Source organism: Rhizobium sp. BK316 (assembly GCF_014193695.1).
Classification (GTDB): Bacteria; Pseudomonadota; Alphaproteobacteria; order Rhizobiales; family Rhizobiaceae; genus Rhizobium.
This window is the reverse complement of sequence record NZ_JACHZR010000004.1, coordinates 582,167-598,006: the sequence shown is the minus strand read 5'-3', so window position 1 is coordinate 598,006 and position 15,840 is coordinate 582,167. Positions and strand designations below refer to the sequence as shown.

Below are 15,840 nucleotides of genomic sequence, written 5' to 3'. Positions count from 1 at the left end.
GGGTGCCACCTGCCTTGCTGGAGAGGTTGATTGATATTCTACCGGCTTGATCAGGCCGGCAATAAAGAAAGAAGCGGCGCGATGGCGGAACGTTCTCAGAATCTGCAGGACTTATTTCTCAATACTGTACGCAAGCAAAAGATTTCCCTGACAATCTTTCTGATTAACGGCGTGAAACTCACGGGTGTTGTCACTTCTTTTGACAATTTCTGTGTTCTGCTTCGCCGTGACGGCCATTCGCAGCTCGTGTATAAACACGCGATCTCGACTATCATGCCTGGTCAGCCAATGCAGATGTTCGAGAGCGAAGAAGCAGCGTCCTAAACCAAGGCCAGCCGTCATTTCGACACGCGATACAAAGAATGATTCCATCATCCCTGAGGCCGCCAAGCACAGGGATGATATGCGCGCGACTGTCGTCGTGCCGGTGTTGAAGTCGCGCTCGCGCGGCGGTCAGACTGAGTCGGCTTCGACTCGCACTCCCGAAAGCCGTCTCGACGAAGCGACGGGTCTCGCCCAGGCGATCGACCTCAATGTCGTCAACGCATCGATCGTCTCCGTCAACGATCCGCGTCCGGCAACGCTTCTCGGCACGGGCAAGATCGAGGAAATCAAGCACCTGCTGGACGAGCGTGATTCCGGCTTGGTCATTGTCGATCATCCGCTGACGCCTGTGCAGCAGCGTAATCTGGAAAAGGAATGGAACGCCAAGGTCATCGACCGGACGGGCTTGATCCTCGAAATCTTCGGCCGCCGCGCCTCCACGAAGGAAGGCACGCTGCAGGTCGATCTTGCGCATCTGAACTACCAGAAGGGCCGGTTGGTTCGAAGCTGGACCCACCTTGAGCGCCAGCGCGGCGGTGGCGGTTTCATGGGTGGTCCGGGTGAAACCCAGATCGAAGCCGACCGCCGTCTGCTGCAGGATCGCATCATCAAGCTCGAACGTGAACTGGAGCAGGTCGTGCGCACCCGCCAGCTTCACCGAGCCAAGCGTAGGAAGGTGCCGCATCCGATCGTGGCGCTCGTCGGTTATACCAACGCCGGCAAATCGACGCTCTTCAATCGCATCACCGGGGCAGGGGTTCTCGCCGAAGACATGCTCTTCGCGACGCTCGACCCGACGCTGCGCCGCATGAAGCTGCCGCACGGCCGCACCGTTATCCTCTCTGATACCGTCGGTTTCATCTCCGACCTGCCGACCCATCTGGTCGCCGCTTTCCGCGCGACGCTGGAAGAAGTGCTGGAGGCCGATCTCATTCTGCATGTCCGCGATATGTCCGATGTGGACAATCAGGCCCAGAGCGCTGACGTGCTGCGTATCCTCAACGACCTTGGCATCGACGAGGCCGAAGGCCAGCGCCGCATCCTCGAGGTCTGGAACAAGATCGACCGGCTGGAGCCCGAAGCCCATGACGCCATGGTGCAGAAGGCTTCCACCATGCAAAATGTCATCGCCGTTTCCGCCATCAGCGGCGAGGGCGTGGACAGGCTGATGGACGAGATCAGCCGCCGTCTGTCCGGCGTCATGACGGAAACGACGATCACGCTGTCCGTCGACAAGCTGGCGCTGCTGCCCTGGCTCTACGACCATGCCGTCGTCGATAGCCGCGAGGACAATGAGGATGGTTCGGTGACGCTGGAACTCCGGCTATCGGAGACCGAGGCGGCCGAGCTTGAGCGCCGGATCGGCCATGGCCAGAGGCCTGCAAAGGAAGACTGGGAGCGATAAGCCCGTTGAGCGGAGCTCACTCCGTGCCAGCAACGACAGCCCGCTCGATCGCCTTCGCCGCTTGCCAGATCTCTTCCATCCGCTCCAGGCTGGCTGCCTCCAGGCTCTCGCCTTCTGCATAAAGAACCGTCTCGATATGATTGAATCGGCGCCTGAATTTCGTATTCGTGCCACGCAGCGCCTGTTCCGGATCGGCTTTCACGTGTCGCCCGATATTGACCATCGCGAAGATCAGATCACCGAGTTCGTCGCTGACCTTTGATTTATCGCCCTCACGCAACGCAACCCGCAGCTCATCGACCTCTTCCTCGATCTTGTCGAGGATTGGTTCGGGCGCCGACCAGTCGAAGCCGACCTTGGCGGCGCGCTCCTGAAGTTTGAGCGCTTCGGTCAGCGCCGGAAAGCTGCGCTGCACGGAGCCAAGGAAGCCTGCCTTGAAATCTTCAGTGATGCCGCGGCGTGCCCGACGTTCCGCGCGCTCGCGTTTTTCCGCCTGCTTGATCTCGTCCCACTGCTTCTTCACGGCATCGGGCGTATCCGCATCCGAGCGAGCAAAGACATGCGGATGCCGGCGGATCATCTTGCGGGTGATCGCTTCCACCACATCGCCGAAGGAAAACTCGCCGGCTTCTTCGGCCATGCGCGCATGAAAGACCACCTGCAGCAGCAGGTCGCCAAGCTCGTCGCAGAGATCGTCCATATCCTTGCGCTCGATCGCATCTGCAACCTCATAGGCTTCTTCGAGCGTATAGGGCTTAATGCTCTCGAAGTTCTGCTCGATGTCCCAGGGGCAGCCGGTACGAGGATTGCGCAGTGCTGCCATGATCTCGATCAGGCGCGAAATGTCTTTCGAAGGTTCCATGGTCCTCAGCTCAGCGGAATGTCGTTGGCGCTCTTGGTGGCCTGATAGGTGTCGGAGAGGGCGGCGTAGCGTGATTTGATCCGCACTGTCTGCGCCTTGAGGTCAGCCTTCAGCTGATCATCCTCTGTCTCGACGAGATCGGCGATCGCAAAGCTCTTCCAGAAGGCGTTTTGCCGCCTGTAGCCGCCAGGCTCGAGCCCGAAGACTTCCTTCAGGATCTTCAGATCGTGCGGAATCGCAAAGCTGTCGCGCGAATCCTCGTGGCTGAAGAAATAATAGAAATTATCGAAGCCGGCCCAGGTGATCGCCGACATGCACATGGTGCAGGGTTCGTGTGTGGAGAGAAATATCAGGTCCTTCGTCGTCGGCTTGTCGTTGAGTTCGTAGAAGCGTTTCAGCGTGTGCACTTCGCCGTGCCAGAGCGGATTTTCGAGCTCGTTGTTGGTTTCGGCGAGGATGAGCGACAGATCGGACTTGCGCAGGATCGCCGCCCCGAACACCTTGTTGCCGGAGGCGACGCCGAGCTCCGTCATCGGTAGGATATTCTCTTCCATGACCTGCAGAAGGCGGGAGGCGATTGTCTTTTCCGGCATGAAATTCTCCTGTTCGGCGCATCCTATCGCCCATCGGAATGAAGCGGAACGCATAAGTCCGGCGCCGGGGACTTTGTCACAGGCTTTATCGCTTCACCCTTTGGCTTCCGGAAAAAGCTGCGACGACGGCTCAAGATATGTGGTTTTTGCGCCGCACGGGTCAGTTTTCTCAAATCATTGATCAACCGGGTAAAAGAATACGCCGCTGGCCGGCCTTTGGAATTCTGTTTCTTCATTCGCTTGCCTGGAAAATGCATATTCGAGCAACTTCGAAGTGGATTGAGAATGCCTCCCAGGACTGAACAGCTTTCGGTATTTCCCGCCTTCTTTCGCGTGGAAGGTCGGACTGCGGCCGTATTCGGCAATGGCGACGAAGCTTTCGCCAAGGTTCGCCTGCTCTTGAACACGCAAGTGCGTATTATCGCGCATGCCGATCGCCCAGAGGCCGATTACCACGCCTTCCTGATTGCCAATCGTATCGAGACCGTCCGCGAAGCCTTCGTGCCCGAGCAGGTTGAAGGTGCCATTCTGGTATTCGCCGCGACTGGCGAAGCCGAGCAGGATCGCCGGATCGTCGAAGCAGCCCGCGCGGCAAAAATCCCGGCCAACGCCGTCGACCAGCCCGAATACTGCGATTTTTACACACCGGCTCTTGTCAACCGCGCGCCTGTCGCCGTTGCGATCGGCACGGAAGGCGCAGGTCCCGTACTCGCGCAGATGATCCGGGCTCAGATCGACCAGCTTCTGTCGCCCTCTCTCGGGCGTCTCGCAGCGCTTGCAACCAGCTATCGCAAGACGGTCGAGCATCTCATCCCGCGCGGCGTTTCCCGCCGCATCTTCTGGCGTCGTTTCTTCTCCGGCCCGGTCGCGAATGCTGTCGCCAATGGCAATCTTCCGCAGGCTCGCCATGCTGCCAATGGCCTGCTCCGTTCGCTGGATCGCGCCGAAGGGCATGTTTGGCTCGTTGGTGCCGGTCCCGGTGCCGAAGACCTGCTGACCTTGCGCGCCCAGCGTGTGATGATGGAGGCCGATGTGATTGTCTATGACGCACTCGTGCCGCAGGCGATCGTCGATATGGGACGCCGCGATGCCGAGCGTCTTTCGGTCGGCAAGCGCAAGGGCTGCCATTCGAAGTCCCAGGAAGAGATCAATGATCTCCTGGTCGAGCTTGGCCGGCAGGGCAAGCGCGTCGTGCGCCTGAAGAGCGGCGATCCGCTGGTCTATGGCCGGGCCGGGGAAGAGATGGCCGCCTTGCGCGCCGCCGGCATCTCCTATGAGATTGTGCCCGGCATCACTTCCGCCTTTGCCGCCGCTGCCGATTTCGAACTGCCACTGACCCTGCGCGGCGTTGCCTCCTCGCTGGTCTTCACGACCGGGCATGATCTGACCGGCGACGTTCTGCCGGACTGGGCAAGCCTTGCAGTGTCGGGTGCCACGATCGCCGTCTATATGGGCCGCACGGTCGCAGCCTCCGTTGCCGAGCGGCTGATGCAGGCCGGCATTCCCGCAGAGACCACCGTTGCGGTGATCGAGAATGCCAGCCGCGCAGATCGCCGCCTGTTGCATGGAACCTTACGTGATCTTCCGGACCTGCAGCATCGTGACGAGTTGACGGGACCGGTCATGGTCATTATCGGCGATGCGGTCGCAGGCGCCAATTTCGAACTGTCCGAACCGCTGGTGCGTGAGCGCATCCGGTTCGATGAACTTGCAAGGAGCTGACATGGTAGACAAGGTTCTGACCGCCAACCGCCTGACGGACGGCATCGCCGTCTGGCTGAACGCCAATGGCGAGTGGGTGACCTCGTTGCAGGAAGCGCTTGTCGCTCGCCATGCCGAAGCCGTCGCGGCGCTCGAGGAGATCGGTAAGAAATCCTATGCTGACAACCTGGTCGTCGACGTTGCCGTTGTCGAGGTTCAGGAAACCAATGGCCAGCTCTGGCCGCTGCGTCTGCGCGAGCGCATTCGCGCGCAGGGGCCGACCATGGAATATGCGCCGGGCTACAAGCCGGCTGATCCAGAATTCATTGCAGTCTGAGGAAGACGATGTACCGTTACGACGAATTTGACCATGCCTTTGTCGCCGAGCGCGTCGAGCAGTTTCGCGATCAGGTCCAGCGCCGCCTTTCCGGCGAGCTGGCCGAGGACGCATTCAAGCCGCTGCGCCTGATGAACGGTGTCTACCTGCAGCTTCACGCCTATATGCTGCGCATCGCCATTCCCTACGGTACGCTGAGCTCGCGTCAGATGCGCATGCTCGCCCATATCGCCCGCACCTATGACCGCGGCTATGGCCACTTCACCACACGCCAGAACCTGCAGTTCAACTGGCCGAAGCTATCCGAAATACCTGATGCGCTTGCCGACCTCGCGAGCGTCGAGATGCACGCCCTCCAGACCTCGGGCAACTGCATCAGAAACGTGACAGCCGATCACTTCGCCGGCGCCGCCGCCGATGAGATCGCCGATCCGCGCCCTTACGCCGAAATCCTGCGCCAATGGTCGTCGGTCCACCCGGAATTCTCCTTCCTGCCGCGCAAGTTCAAGATTGCTGTGACCGGTGCCGAGCGCGACCGCGCCGCCATTCAGGTCCATGATATCGGCCTGCACCTGAAGAAGAATGACAAGGGCGAGATCGGCTTTGCCGTCTATGTCGGCGGCGGTCAGGGCCGCACGCCGATGGTCGCCAAGCTGATCCGCGACTTCCTGCCGGAAGAAGATCTTCTGTCCTACACGACCGCCGTCATGCGCGTGTATAACCTGCATGGCCGCCGCGACAACAAGTACAAAGCCCGCATCAAGATCCTCGTCCACGAGACCGGTGCCGAAGAACTCGCCCGTCAGGTCGAGGTCGAATTCGCGCAGTTGAAGGACAGCGAACTGAAACTGCCGGAAAAGGACGTGCAGGCAATTACCGCCTACTTCGCGCCGCCGGCCCTGCCGGAACGTGCCGAGGGCTGGGAAAACCTTGCCCGCTGGAAGAAGGCCGATCCGGCTTTTGCGCGCTGGGTCCAGCAGAACGTCCAGCCGCACAAGAACCCCGATTACGGCATGGTGACGATCTCGCTGAAGCCGATCGGTGGCATTCCGGGCGACGCCTCCGATTCCCAGATGGATGCCATCGCCGATATCGCCGAGGAATATGCCTTCGACGAAATTCGCGTCAGTCATGAACAGAACCTCATCCTGCCGCATGTCGCGCTCGCCGACCTCGAAGCCGTCTATCGCGCTCTCGTCGCGATCAATCTGGCTGAAGCCAATTCCGGCCTGATTACCGATATCATTGCCTGTCCGGGGCTGGACTATTGTGCGCTCGCCAATGCGCGCTCCATTCCGCTCGCCCAGGAAATCTCCCGCCGCTTCGGTGACGCGGCCCGTCAGGCCGAGATCGGCGAGTTGAAGATCAAGATCTCCGGCTGCATCAATGCCTGCGGCCACCACCATGTCGGCCATATCGGCCTGCTGGGCGTCGAGAAGAAGGGTGCTGAACTCTACCAGATCACGCTCGGCGGTTCCGGTGACGAACATACGTCGATCGGCGAAATCATCGGCCGCGGCTTCGAGCCGGACAAGGTGACGGATGCGATCGAGACGATCGTCGATACCTATCTCGGCCTGCGCCTCGATCCGTCAGAGATATTCCTTGCCACTTATCGCCGTGTTGGCCCGCAGCCCTTCAAGGATGCGCTCTACGGCTCGGCTGCGGAAGCGGCATAAGGAGGGGATGATGACGAAGATCTGGAGAGAAACCGGTTTTGTCGAAAACGATCCCTGGGTGATCGAGACCGACGAGGTGAAGGCAACGGGTGATCAGAAGCCGCTTCTGACGCTCGATGAGCTGATTGCCAAGGCCGATGAGAGCAACGATGTCGGCTTCGGCGTGCTGATCAAGCCGGCCGACGATGTGCTGAAGCTTGAGCCTTATCTCTATCGCCTGGAGATCGTGGCTGTCGCATTTCCGGCCTTCAACGATGGTCGTGCTTTCAGCCACGCTTCGCTTCTGCGCCAGCGCCTCGGTTACACCAACGAGCTGCGTGCTGTCGGCGATGTGCTGATCGACCAGGTGCCGCTGATGCTGCGTGTCGGCATCGACAGTTTCGCCGTCACCAACGAGACGGCGATCCGCCGTCTGTCGGAAAAGCGCCTGCCGTCCATTCCGCATCATTATCAGCCGGCGGTGCGTGACGCCGAAGCCGGCAAGGGCTATAGTTGGCGCCGTCAGGCAAAGCCGGCCGCCTGAGGCTGCCGGTTTGCCGTCTTTTTGATGACGGAACGATAGCATGAGCAAATTCGAAGTGGCGGTGATCGGTGGCGGTCTCGCCGGCATGATCGCCGCAGTCGCCTTGGCGCGCGGCGGTCGCAATGTGGCACTGGTCGCCCCTCCATCTCCCAAGGAAGATCGCCGCACCACCGCATTGATGGATCAGTCGATTCGCTTCCTGGATCGGCTCACCCTCTGGGAAAAGCTTCGCCCGGCAGCGGCTCCGCTCGCCAGTATGCGCATCATCGACGGCACGAATCGCCTGCTGCGTGCCCCGACCACGAGCTTCCGTTCCGCCGAGGTAGGGCTCGAAGCTTTCGGTTACAACTTTCCGAACAAGGCATTGATGGATGTGCTTGAGGCTGCGGTCGCCGCCGAGGGCAATATCACGCGTTTCACCGTCATGGCCGAAACGATCGGCATCGCTTCGGAAGCGGTGACGATCAAGCTTTCGGACGGCGAAGAGATCAGCGCCGATTTCGTCATCGGTGCCGATGGCCGCAAATCGAAGCTGCGGGAAACCGCCGGCATCGATGTGCGTACCTGGTCCTATCCGCAATCGGCCATGGTGCTGAATTTCGCCCATACGCTGCCGCACCAGAATATCTCCACGGAGTTCCACACGGAGCACGGTCCCTTCACGCAGGTTCCGCTGCCGGGCAACCGCTCCAGCCTTGTCTGGGTTCAGAACCCTTCCGATGCCACAGCCCGCATTGAGCTGTCGCTGGCCGAACTCGGCAATGTCGTGGAAGAGCGTATGCAATCCATCCTCGGCAAGGTCACTGTGGAGGAGGGCGTGCAGATCTGGCCACTGTCGGGAATGATGGCGCATCGCTTCGGCAAGGGCCGCATCGCGCCGATCGGCGAAGCTGCCCATGTTTTTCCGCCCATTGGCGCGCAGGGCCTCAACCTCAGCCTGCGCGATATCATGGCATTGACCGATCTTCTGTGCGCGCGCGCCGAATTGCCTATTCCCTCGGATGCCGGCAGCCGCTTTGATCGTAAGCGCCGTGTCGATATCATGACGCGAACGGCAAGCGTCGATCTCCTGAATCGTTCGCTGTTATCCGGTTTCCTGCCGGTACAGATGCTGCGCGCCGCAGGCTTGCACATCCTGTCGGCCATCCCGCCGCTGCGCAATATCGTCATGCGCGAAGGCATCGAGCCGGGACGCGGCTTTCGCGATATTCCCGAGGCGATCAAGGAACGCCTAAAGCGGAAGAAAGCCTGATCATATTGCAATCAGGCCGAACGAGACCATCACCACTGATGGCATCGTGGCGATCAGGATTGTCGCCGAGGCTCGTTCCTGCCAGCCACCTATCGCCGGCCGATGACGGATGATAGCTGCCGACGGCTTTTCCAGTTGGGCATTTTGCGGGGCAGGCGAGATTTCCGCTTAGCCGATTTGCATCAGGATCGGAAAGGTCTGCTGAAACCAGATCGCCACATTGCTGACCCAGCCGAGGAGGAAGGCGAGGCCAGTCAGCACGAGGAAGACGCCCATGATCTTCTCCACCGTGCCGAGGTACCGGCGGAAACGCGACAGGAAGCGCATGAACGCCCCGGAAAAGCCAGCCGCGATCCAGAAGGGTACGGCAAGGCCGAGCGAATAGACGGCAAGCAGCCCGGCGCCGGAACCGACCGTATCACGCGACGCGGCGACACCGAGGATCGCCCCGAGCACCGGCCCGATGCAGGGCGTCCAGCCGAATGCGAAGGCCAGTCCCATAATGTAAGCGCCCGTCAGCGTCGCCGGCTTGCCGCTGCTCTGGAAGCGAGCTTCCCGCGACAGGAGGCCGATTCGGAAAAGCCCGAGAAAATTCAGCCCCATGACGATGATGATGAGGCCACCGATCTTGGCGAGCAGATCGAGGTGCTGGCGCAGCACCATGCCGATCGTCGAGGCGCCGGCGCCGAGCGCCACGAAGACAGTCGCAAAGCCAAGCGTGAAGAAAAGCGCCGAAAAGAGCACGCCGCGCCGCACATCTGGGGCTGCGGCAACCGTACCGCCGCCGCGGAACTGCTCGACGGAAATGCCCGCCATATAACAGAGATAGGGCGGTACGAGTGGAAGCACGCAGGGCGACAGGAAGGAAAGCGCTCCGGCAAGCAGTGCGCTCCAAAGGGAAATATCGGCGATCGACACGGATTCTCTCCGGCAGCAATTGAGCGATGTTCCTACCGCCGCAGCAGGGCGATTGCCAATCACCTTTTTGCGCTGATCGGAGCTGGCCCGCGGACCCGTGCGTTCCGAAGCGGGACAGAGCATGTGGATATTAACCGCGCATAAACCACCACAGGCACTGTGAATGGATCGACTCACGCGCTCTCGCTGGTATGGCCGGGCATTTGCGGACACCCCACTGCAAATGCCGGGAGGTCCGGCTAGGTAAGCGAGAGGCCGATGCCGGGTCTCTCGCTGCTCGTCCGGGCCTGTTGCTGGCGCGCCGATGCGTTTGCGACCGAAAGCGCCTGGATGGCGGACTGGATCGAATCGCGGAGATCGCTGACGAAGTTCTGCTGGATGTTTATACGCTTCTGCATCGCCACGATGGCTAATAGACTGCTCCGATGCCTGGACGTTCGATTCCAGGTAAATGATAGTCACAGGAGCCAGCGCCGTGGAAATGGGCTGTAAGCCTTTCCGGTATAAAGCCCATTCAGTTGCGGTGACTGCGTGATAGATTGCCGCCAGAGAATCCACGAGGAGAAGCATTGATGAGCAGATTTCGGGCATTTGTGGCAGTCGGAGCGCTGATTGGCATTTCGGTGTTGACGGCATGCGCAACTCCCCCGAATTCCTACGGGTCCGCATCAGGCTACGTGCCAGGAGATTCGTTGAACAGAGCATGCCAGGATGGTTTCAGGCCGAGAGACGGGCGTTCCTGCAGCTATTGATGGTGATAGGAGGGGACATCGAGCTGCCAGTATTGCGGCGAGCAACTTGAAATTCGTCTTGCTCATCTGCGCCTGGCAGCATCCCGTCAATGCAGTTGCGGCTCGTCCTCATCCTCATCGAGAAAGCTTTGCACGCCATCTCGTTCTGCGGTGGCCAGGAATTCTTCCCAAGCGTCCAGGTCCGTGGCGAATTTGTCTTCCCAGCTGGTCACGACTTCGGTTTGCGAGATGACTTCGAGGGTCCAGTCTCCGTTGGTGCCTGCCGGCCGAAATATATCGACGAGTACGGTTACTCCACCGTCTTCGAACTCGCCGGAAAAATCAGAGTGCTCAAGCTTCGGTTCTCTAGTCTTTTTCGCCATTTCAATCTCCAGCACCGAAAGGCGCATCATTCTCATAAAGGCAACGACACTGAACGTCTCGCATTCTCGGACGTCGATCGCCGGACTGGCGGATCAGGCTGACGCCTGGGTTCTCCGCGTGCCAACCTTACGTCGATTCGCAAATCGTTATCTCTACTTCGGTGAAAAGAAAGGCAGTTATGGTGAGAGCGATGGGGCTCGAACCCATGACCTACTGATTAAAAGTCAGTTGCTCTACCAGCTGAGCTACGCTCTCCCTCTCCGCGGGTGCGAAGCACCCCGGCTGGAAGTGCGCGGAACATAGGCAGCTGACCTATCGCGGTCAACCGAAAAATCTTCCTATTCATTGTATTGGGCACATTTCTTGCCCGCCACCATTTTTCAAAACCGGCATTGCCCGGCCATCACGATCGAACGCGGGGGATATGGGACCCGTTCATCAGTAAATGTGGTCGACGCTATGTTAATTCTTCCGCCGCTCCAGAAAGGTGATTGCCTGCAGTGTGGCGATGATGACGACGATGCCGATAAGCGTGCGAAGATCGGGCACCTCATTGAAGAAGAAGTACCCGCTCGCAGTCGCAAAGACGATCGACAGATAACCAAACGGGGCAAGCAGGCTGGCACTGGCAATCTGATAGGCGCGCAGGAAGCAGAATTGCCCAAGTTGTGCCAGAAGGCCGATGCCGAGCAGGGCGGGCCAGTCCTCGCTACGCACCGGTTGCCAGACGAAGAGCGCGGGAAGGACGGTGATGACGGTCAGACCCGCCGTGTAGAAGACCATCATGACTGTCGTATTTTCGTAATGCAGCATCCGCGTCTGGATTGTCGCCAGCGCCCCAAAGATGATGGAGAGCAGCACCGCCACCAACCCTATATTCCAGGCGAATGTATCCGGCGCCAGCATGATCAGCACGCCGACAAAGGCAAGCACCGCGCCGATCCACCGCCAGCGGCTGACCTTTTCGCCGAGCATGGCGACAGCCATCAGCATCGAGACGAGCGGCCGGGTGAAACCCAGCGCATTGACCAGTACCAGCGGCAGCATAGTAAGCGCGACGAAATTGCTGGTCAGCGCCACAGCGTTGCAGCTGATACGCATGACGTTGCGCAACGGATCTCTGGAATTGGCAAGCTGCCGGCGATGGCGCCAGATCAACGGCAGGATAAGCACGAGCCCGATCAGCGCACGAATGAAGACGAGCTGGATAGCCGGATAGGATGCGCCCTGCATCTTCACGAGCACCGTCATGCCCGTCACCAGCGTCGCATCGGAAAGCAGCCAGACGATGCCGAAACGGCTGTCCCTGGCTGCTGTAAAGCCATCCATTTCGCTCGCCTCAGGCGGGCTGGACGAGGTTGGCGATCAGCCGGAAGGCGCCGGGCACGAGTTTGTCGAGCTGGTGATGCAGCACGAGGCTCGTATGCGTATGCCGGCCCTTGCCGATTTCGGCTGATATCAGCGCGCCCTTGAGCGGCTGCTCTTCGAGGTCGTGGATCGCAACGAGCGGCACATAGGCATCGTCCCAGCGGGAGGCGAAATAGAGGCCGCGCTCCTTGTCCCAGCCATCCCAGTCGGCGGAGGTGATCTTGTTCGGCCCCTGCAGCAACGGGTGTGCGGGCTCCAGCACGGTGACGTCAGCCGTCGGATCGGTCACGCGCCAGCGGAGGGAGGGAGAGCCGACTTCGATCCGCTTTGGCGGCGTGGCATCAGGCTGCCAGCCGTCGCTTGGGCGGTGATAGAGCGTCAGCAGATGGCCGCCCTCTTCGACAAAGCAATGCAGGCGGGCCGTCGCGGCCGCCAGATCCTTACGCATGCCGAAGGCGAAGATGCCGATGACGATGGTCGTGAAGCGGGAGAGATCGCCTGACAGAGCCTGTGCGTCAAGCTCCGTGACATCGAGCCCCATGCGATCAAGCCAGAGGCCGACGCGATCCGCGCCGCCGCCGACATAGCCGATTTTCGCGCCATCAGGCAGTTTAAGATCGAGCGCCAGAACCCGCAGCCGCTCCGGCTCACGGAAACTCGTGCGGCCGATATGCGGATAGGCGATCGGCGAGATGCGCATGGCCGGCTGACCATCCACAAGCGGCGCGATGGCGAGGAAGCCGGGTGTTATAGCGGTAGGAGGCGAAAGCTTGAGAGCGCCGTTGTCTTCCTTGACGGTCCAGCCGGCCGGAGCGGAAAAGCCGATACGCCCCGCGGAAGCAGCTTTGATCGTCCGTTCCTGCCTGTTGCCATCTACGGGAAGGATGAACGCGTTGGGCTGGAGGCTCAGCGAATGTTGCGGCGCGACGGTAAGCGGCTCTTCGAGATCGACCGTCACCTTTACTGAACGGCCGCCGATCCGAGCCCTGACTTCGACGGAAGCATTGCCGTTGCCGCCAAGGCTCGACCATGTCGGCAGGTATTGCCGGGTGAGAGGGGCATCGGCCGTCGATCTCAGTTCGTAGACGATCGATAGCGGCGAGGTTTCCTTCAGACTGGCCGAGACGCCCTCGGGCAATCTTAGATCCGCATCGGATACCGCAGTGCCGGCATTGCCGCTGAGATGGAGCGTCAGTTTGCTGGTCGCGCCAGGCGAAAGTTCGGCAGGTTCGGCAACGGCCCGGACGAGGACCTGCTCGGCCTCGCACAATGCCGCCTCGATTTCCACAAGCTTGCGTCGCAGACGATGGCCGTGCGCATCGAGGAATGCTTCGGGCGCATCGGCAAGCGCTCTTTCAACTTCGGCTGCCGCTTTCAGCAGCGCATCCACAATGGCGGATCGTTCCGGGAAGCGCTCGATCGCCTTGCCGATCGCGCCATCTGCCCGCATCAGCGCATCGACGACCGTTTGCGGCAGCTCCGTCTCCCGTGCAAGATCAGCCAGCGTCGAGGGAAGCGAATCGAGAATGGAGGTCTCCGCAACGGAGCCTTCGGCGCTGAGTTTCAGGTGCAGCGGCCATTCATTGTCGCCGATATCATGCCAGCGGCCCATGCCCTGTGAGGCATGGTAATAACGCGACCATTCGCCAATGTGCGCGTAGCTGACGCCGCTGACAGGTTCGAGGCCCGCGGCATCGAGTGGCAGCGTCGTGGCCGGAGGAGGCACTTCGTCATCATAGGTATCGCCGCCGCCTGACCATGCGGGTAGGTAGAATTTTGCCACCTGCCAGGGCGCCAGCCCTTCGTCGAAATGTTCTGGAAAGGCGGAGGCGTCGGCCGCAAGGCTTATTGCGGTCTCCGCCGCACGCGTCATGGCGCGATGATGTCCATGCTGGCCCGGTACGTCGAGGAAGGTCGGCAATACGATATCGGGACGCTCTGTGCGATAGGCACGCACCAGCCGCTCGACGATGCGCTTCTCGCCCCAGCGGTCAAACGTCCGGTCGCCATTCTTGGAGAAGCCGAAATCATGGATCGGATCTTCGGGACCATGGCCGAGCCAGTGGATATCGGCGTCGAGTTCGCGCGCCGCTTCCTCCATCTCGCGGCTGCGCACAATGCCGAGCGCGCCGAGCCGTTCAGGCCCCAGCGCATTCTGGCCGCCTTCACCGCGTGTCGAGCAGGCGACGACGACGCGCATGCCGAGACCGAGACGCAGATAGGCGAGCAGGCCGTTGTGCTCGTCGTCGGGATGCGCACCGGTATTCATCATGGTGACGGTCGAGGTCAGGCGCGAGAGCGCCCGATGCAGACGCGTGAGCGAGAGGCTCCGCTTCTGTCTTTCAATACGGTCTCGATCGGTCAGCATGGTTCCTCCCTTGGGGCAGACCGGCTGCGCGCTTTCTTAGGCTGCGTTATCGGCGGCGGCGGTCGGTGAAATATCGAGTTTGGGGGTGACGGCTTCAAAGAGCGGCAAGGCGGCAGCGCCGAGTGCCGCCGTCAGCTGTCCCGTCTGGCCGCGGATGACGCGCGGAAGCGCGCGCGTGCGCCGGCTGGCAACGGAAACCGGAAGCGTCTGCATCGCCGCGACGATCTCGTCGATGACCGCATCGGGCAGTGCACCGCCAAGTATCACGGTCTCCGGGTCGAGAACGTTTTCCAGCATCGCCACCATCGGCGAAAGATAGTCCGCAGTCTCAGCGATCCATTCCTTCACGACGGGATTGCCTTCCCGGTGCAGCACTTCGATCGCCGCAAAATCGGCATTCTCATAACCGGCCTCGGCGAGCTTTTCCTTCAGTGCATGTAGAGAGGCGTAACGCTCCAGGCAGCCGCGTTGGCCGCAGGGGCAGGGTTTTCCGCGCGGGGCAACGACAACGTGGCCGATTTCACCGGCGTTGCCGAAAGCGCCACGGAAAGGCGCACCGTCATGGATGAGGCCAAGACCGACGCCGACGCCGAAATAGATCATGCAGAAACTGGAGATGGCGCGGCCCGCACCGAACAGCCGCTCGCCGACAGCTGCAGCATTCGCATCGTTTTCGACGATGACGGTCTCGCCACTGGCTTCGCTCAGCACCGCAGCCGGATTGATGCTGCTCCAGCCGGGCAGGGTAGTCGGGCCGACCGAGCTCATGCCCTCGATTTCGAAGGGGCCAGGCATGACGACACCAATGCCGAGAAGTTTTGATGGGAAGCGCTTGTGGACCTTCTTCACCTCGCCGGCAAAGAGCGGAACGATATGCTCCGGGCTCGTATTCTCCACAGGCATAATGGTCTCGGAGCGCACCTTGCCGGAGAGATCCAGCACCGTCGTCACCATATGGTCGGCGGCGATTTCGACGCCGATGGTAACGGCACCATCAGGATTGACGGCAAACTGGATCGGCGGCTGCCCACGGCCGGAGCGTAGCCGGCCAATTTCCATCAGCAACTGCTCGCTGACGAGCTCGTCGACGATATTGGCAACGGCCTGCGCGGTCAGATGCGTGAGCTTGGCAATATGCATGCGGCCGAGCGAGCCATGCATGCGCACGACATCGAGAACGACACGACGGTTATGGTCGCGGCTGCGCTCGGGGTTCTTGCCCATCGCGATCTGCTGCTTGCCGGATTGCCGTGTCATCTCTCCGCCCTCGTCTCTGCCGATATGGATAGCGCCGATATCATGAAAGGAGCAATAGAATAATTAAACTAAATTATCTTATTGACAAAACCTTCCGTCCGAACCAGCCTGAAAAGGTCGCACTGCGATGCCGAGGAA

General features: G+C 60.7%; 16 protein-coding genes and 1 tRNA gene. 8 read left to right on the top strand and 9 right to left on the bottom strand.

Annotated features, from left to right (window positions below; translation table 11 throughout):
• Positions 1-81 precede the first annotated feature (81 nt).
• Both hfq and hflX read left to right on the top strand, forming a co-directional pair.
• Positions 82-324 (top strand): RNA chaperone Hfq, encoded by a 243-nt coding sequence (gene hfq, locus FHT87_RS21740; protein WP_003539403.1) that lies wholly within the window; start codon positions 82-84, stop codon positions 322-324.
• Positions 325-403: 79 nt separating this feature from the next.
• Positions 404-1,729 carry a GTPase HflX gene (hflX, locus tag FHT87_RS21735; protein ID WP_183804838.1) on the top strand — a complete coding sequence of 442 codons (1,326 nt, stop codon included), beginning with the start codon at positions 404-406 and terminating at the stop codon, positions 1,727-1,729.
• A 16-nt stretch (positions 1,730-1,745) separates the two neighbouring features.
• On the opposite strand, the gene mazG is transcribed toward hflX, so the two are convergent.
• Both mazG and FHT87_RS21725 read right to left on the bottom strand, forming a co-directional pair.
• Positions 1,746-2,591 carry a nucleoside triphosphate pyrophosphohydrolase gene (mazG, locus tag FHT87_RS21730; RefSeq protein WP_183804837.1) on the bottom strand — a complete coding sequence of 282 codons (846 nt, stop codon included), beginning with the start codon at positions 2,589-2,591 and terminating at the stop codon, positions 1,746-1,748.
• Between the two features lie 5 nt (positions 2,592-2,596).
• Complete coding sequence (locus FHT87_RS21725) at positions 2,597-3,184, bottom strand: nucleoside deaminase (protein WP_183804835.1); 588 nt, start codon at positions 3,182-3,184, stop codon at positions 2,597-2,599.
• Between the two features lie 285 nt (positions 3,185-3,469).
• Between FHT87_RS21725 and cysG the strand changes: the two genes are divergently transcribed.
• The 5 genes from cysG to FHT87_RS21700 are packed head-to-tail and all read left to right on the top strand — an operon-like array spanning position 3,470 to position 8,676.
• Positions 3,470-4,906: a siroheme synthase CysG gene (gene cysG / locus FHT87_RS21720; RefSeq protein WP_183804833.1), complete on the top strand. Its 1,437-nt coding sequence runs from the start codon at positions 3,470-3,472 to the stop codon at positions 4,904-4,906.
• 1 nt (position 4,907) lies between these two features.
• Positions 4,908-5,222 (top strand): DUF2849 domain-containing protein, encoded by a 315-nt coding sequence (locus FHT87_RS21715; protein ID WP_183729415.1) that lies wholly within the window; start codon positions 4,908-4,910, stop codon positions 5,220-5,222.
• Between the two features lie 8 nt (positions 5,223-5,230).
• The gene (locus tag FHT87_RS21710; RefSeq protein WP_183804831.1) at positions 5,231-6,901 is read left to right on the top strand and encodes a nitrite/sulfite reductase; all 1,671 of its coding nucleotides are present in this window, start codon (positions 5,231-5,233) and stop codon (positions 6,899-6,901) included.
• A gap of 10 nt (positions 6,902-6,911) precedes the next feature.
• A complete protein-coding gene (locus FHT87_RS21705) occupies positions 6,912-7,424 on the top strand; it encodes a DUF934 domain-containing protein (RefSeq protein ID WP_112704833.1) in 513 nt (170 codons plus the stop codon).
• 40 nt (positions 7,425-7,464) lie between these two features.
• On the top strand, positions 7,465-8,676 hold the full coding sequence (locus FHT87_RS21700) for a UbiH/UbiF family hydroxylase (RefSeq protein ID WP_183804829.1): 1,212 nt from the start codon (positions 7,465-7,467) through the stop codon (positions 8,674-8,676).
• Positions 8,677-8,844: 168 nt separating this feature from the next.
• On the opposite strand, the gene FHT87_RS21695 is transcribed toward FHT87_RS21700, so the two are convergent.
• Both FHT87_RS21695 and FHT87_RS21690 read right to left on the bottom strand, forming a co-directional pair.
• Positions 8,845-9,594 carry a cytochrome c biogenesis CcdA family protein gene (locus FHT87_RS21695; RefSeq protein WP_183804827.1) on the bottom strand — a complete coding sequence of 250 codons (750 nt, stop codon included), beginning with the start codon at positions 9,592-9,594 and terminating at the stop codon, positions 8,845-8,847.
• A gap of 239 nt (positions 9,595-9,833) precedes the next feature.
• The gene (locus FHT87_RS21690; protein ID WP_183729407.1) at positions 9,834-9,992 is read right to left on the bottom strand and encodes a hypothetical protein; all 159 of its coding nucleotides are present in this window, start codon (positions 9,990-9,992) and stop codon (positions 9,834-9,836) included.
• 174 nt (positions 9,993-10,166) lie between these two features.
• Here FHT87_RS21690 and FHT87_RS31265 point away from each other — a divergent pair, with 174 nt between their 5' ends.
• Positions 10,167-10,346, top strand: coding sequence for a hypothetical protein (locus FHT87_RS31265; protein WP_246698108.1), 180 nt, complete (start codon positions 10,167-10,169; stop codon positions 10,344-10,346).
• Between the two features lie 86 nt (positions 10,347-10,432).
• On the opposite strand, the gene FHT87_RS21685 is transcribed toward FHT87_RS31265, so the two are convergent.
• The 5 genes from FHT87_RS21685 to FHT87_RS21665 all read right to left on the bottom strand — a co-directional run bounded on the left by FHT87_RS21685 (position 10,433) and on the right by FHT87_RS21665 (position 15,702).
• Positions 10,433-10,708 carry a hypothetical protein gene (locus tag FHT87_RS21685; RefSeq protein ID WP_183729405.1) on the bottom strand — a complete coding sequence of 92 codons (276 nt, stop codon included), beginning with the start codon at positions 10,706-10,708 and terminating at the stop codon, positions 10,433-10,435.
• A gap of 180 nt (positions 10,709-10,888) precedes the next feature.
• Positions 10,889-10,964 (bottom strand) — tRNA-Lys (locus FHT87_RS21680).
• A gap of 207 nt (positions 10,965-11,171) precedes the next feature.
• The gene (locus tag FHT87_RS21675) at positions 11,172-12,038 is read right to left on the bottom strand and encodes a DMT family transporter (RefSeq protein ID WP_183804825.1); all 867 of its coding nucleotides are present in this window, start codon (positions 12,036-12,038) and stop codon (positions 11,172-11,174) included.
• 10 nt (positions 12,039-12,048) lie between these two features.
• Positions 12,049-14,445: a PIG-L family deacetylase gene (locus FHT87_RS21670; protein ID WP_183804823.1), complete on the bottom strand. Its 2,397-nt coding sequence runs from the start codon at positions 14,443-14,445 to the stop codon at positions 12,049-12,051.
• Between the two features lie 36 nt (positions 14,446-14,481).
• Positions 14,482-15,702: an ROK family protein gene (locus FHT87_RS21665; RefSeq protein WP_183804821.1), complete on the bottom strand. Its 1,221-nt coding sequence runs from the start codon at positions 15,700-15,702 to the stop codon at positions 14,482-14,484.
• Between the last annotated feature and the right edge of the window lie 138 nt (positions 15,703-15,840).

Coding starts and splice junctions, on each gene's coding strand:
- FHT87_RS21705 (WP_112704833.1), top strand. CDS start 6,912: ATGACGAAGATCTGGAGAGAAACCGGTTTTGTCGAAAACGATCCCTGG.
- FHT87_RS21710 (WP_183804831.1), top strand. CDS start 5,231: ATGTACCGTTACGACGAATTTGACCATGCCTTTGTCGCCGAGCGCGTC.
- cysG (WP_183804833.1), top strand. CDS start 3,470: ATGCCTCCCAGGACTGAACAGCTTTCGGTATTTCCCGCCTTCTTTCGC.
- FHT87_RS31265 (WP_246698108.1), top strand. CDS start 10,167: ATGAGCAGATTTCGGGCATTTGTGGCAGTCGGAGCGCTGATTGGCATT.
- FHT87_RS21700 (WP_183804829.1), top strand. CDS start 7,465: ATGAGCAAATTCGAAGTGGCGGTGATCGGTGGCGGTCTCGCCGGCATG.
- FHT87_RS21715 (WP_183729415.1), top strand. CDS start 4,908: ATGGTAGACAAGGTTCTGACCGCCAACCGCCTGACGGACGGCATCGCC.
- FHT87_RS21685 (WP_183729405.1), bottom strand. CDS start 10,708: ATGGCGAAAAAGACTAGAGAACCGAAGCTTGAGCACTCTGATTTTTCC.
- hfq (WP_003539403.1), top strand. CDS start 82: ATGGCGGAACGTTCTCAGAATCTGCAGGACTTATTTCTCAATACTGTA.
- mazG (WP_183804837.1), bottom strand. CDS start 2,591: ATGGAACCTTCGAAAGACATTTCGCGCCTGATCGAGATCATGGCAGCA.
- FHT87_RS21675 (WP_183804825.1), bottom strand. CDS start 12,038: ATGGATGGCTTTACAGCAGCCAGGGACAGCCGTTTCGGCATCGTCTGG.
- FHT87_RS21690 (WP_183729407.1), bottom strand. CDS start 9,992: ATGCAGAAGCGTATAAACATCCAGCAGAACTTCGTCAGCGATCTCCGC.
- FHT87_RS21670 (WP_183804823.1), bottom strand. CDS start 14,445: ATGCTGACCGATCGAGACCGTATTGAAAGACAGAAGCGGAGCCTCTCG.
- FHT87_RS21725 (WP_183804835.1), bottom strand. CDS start 3,184: ATGCCGGAAAAGACAATCGCCTCCCGCCTTCTGCAGGTCATGGAAGAG.
- hflX (WP_183804838.1), top strand. CDS start 404: ATGCGCGCGACTGTCGTCGTGCCGGTGTTGAAGTCGCGCTCGCGCGGC.
- FHT87_RS21665 (WP_183804821.1), bottom strand. CDS start 15,702: ATGACACGGCAATCCGGCAAGCAGCAGATCGCGATGGGCAAGAACCCC.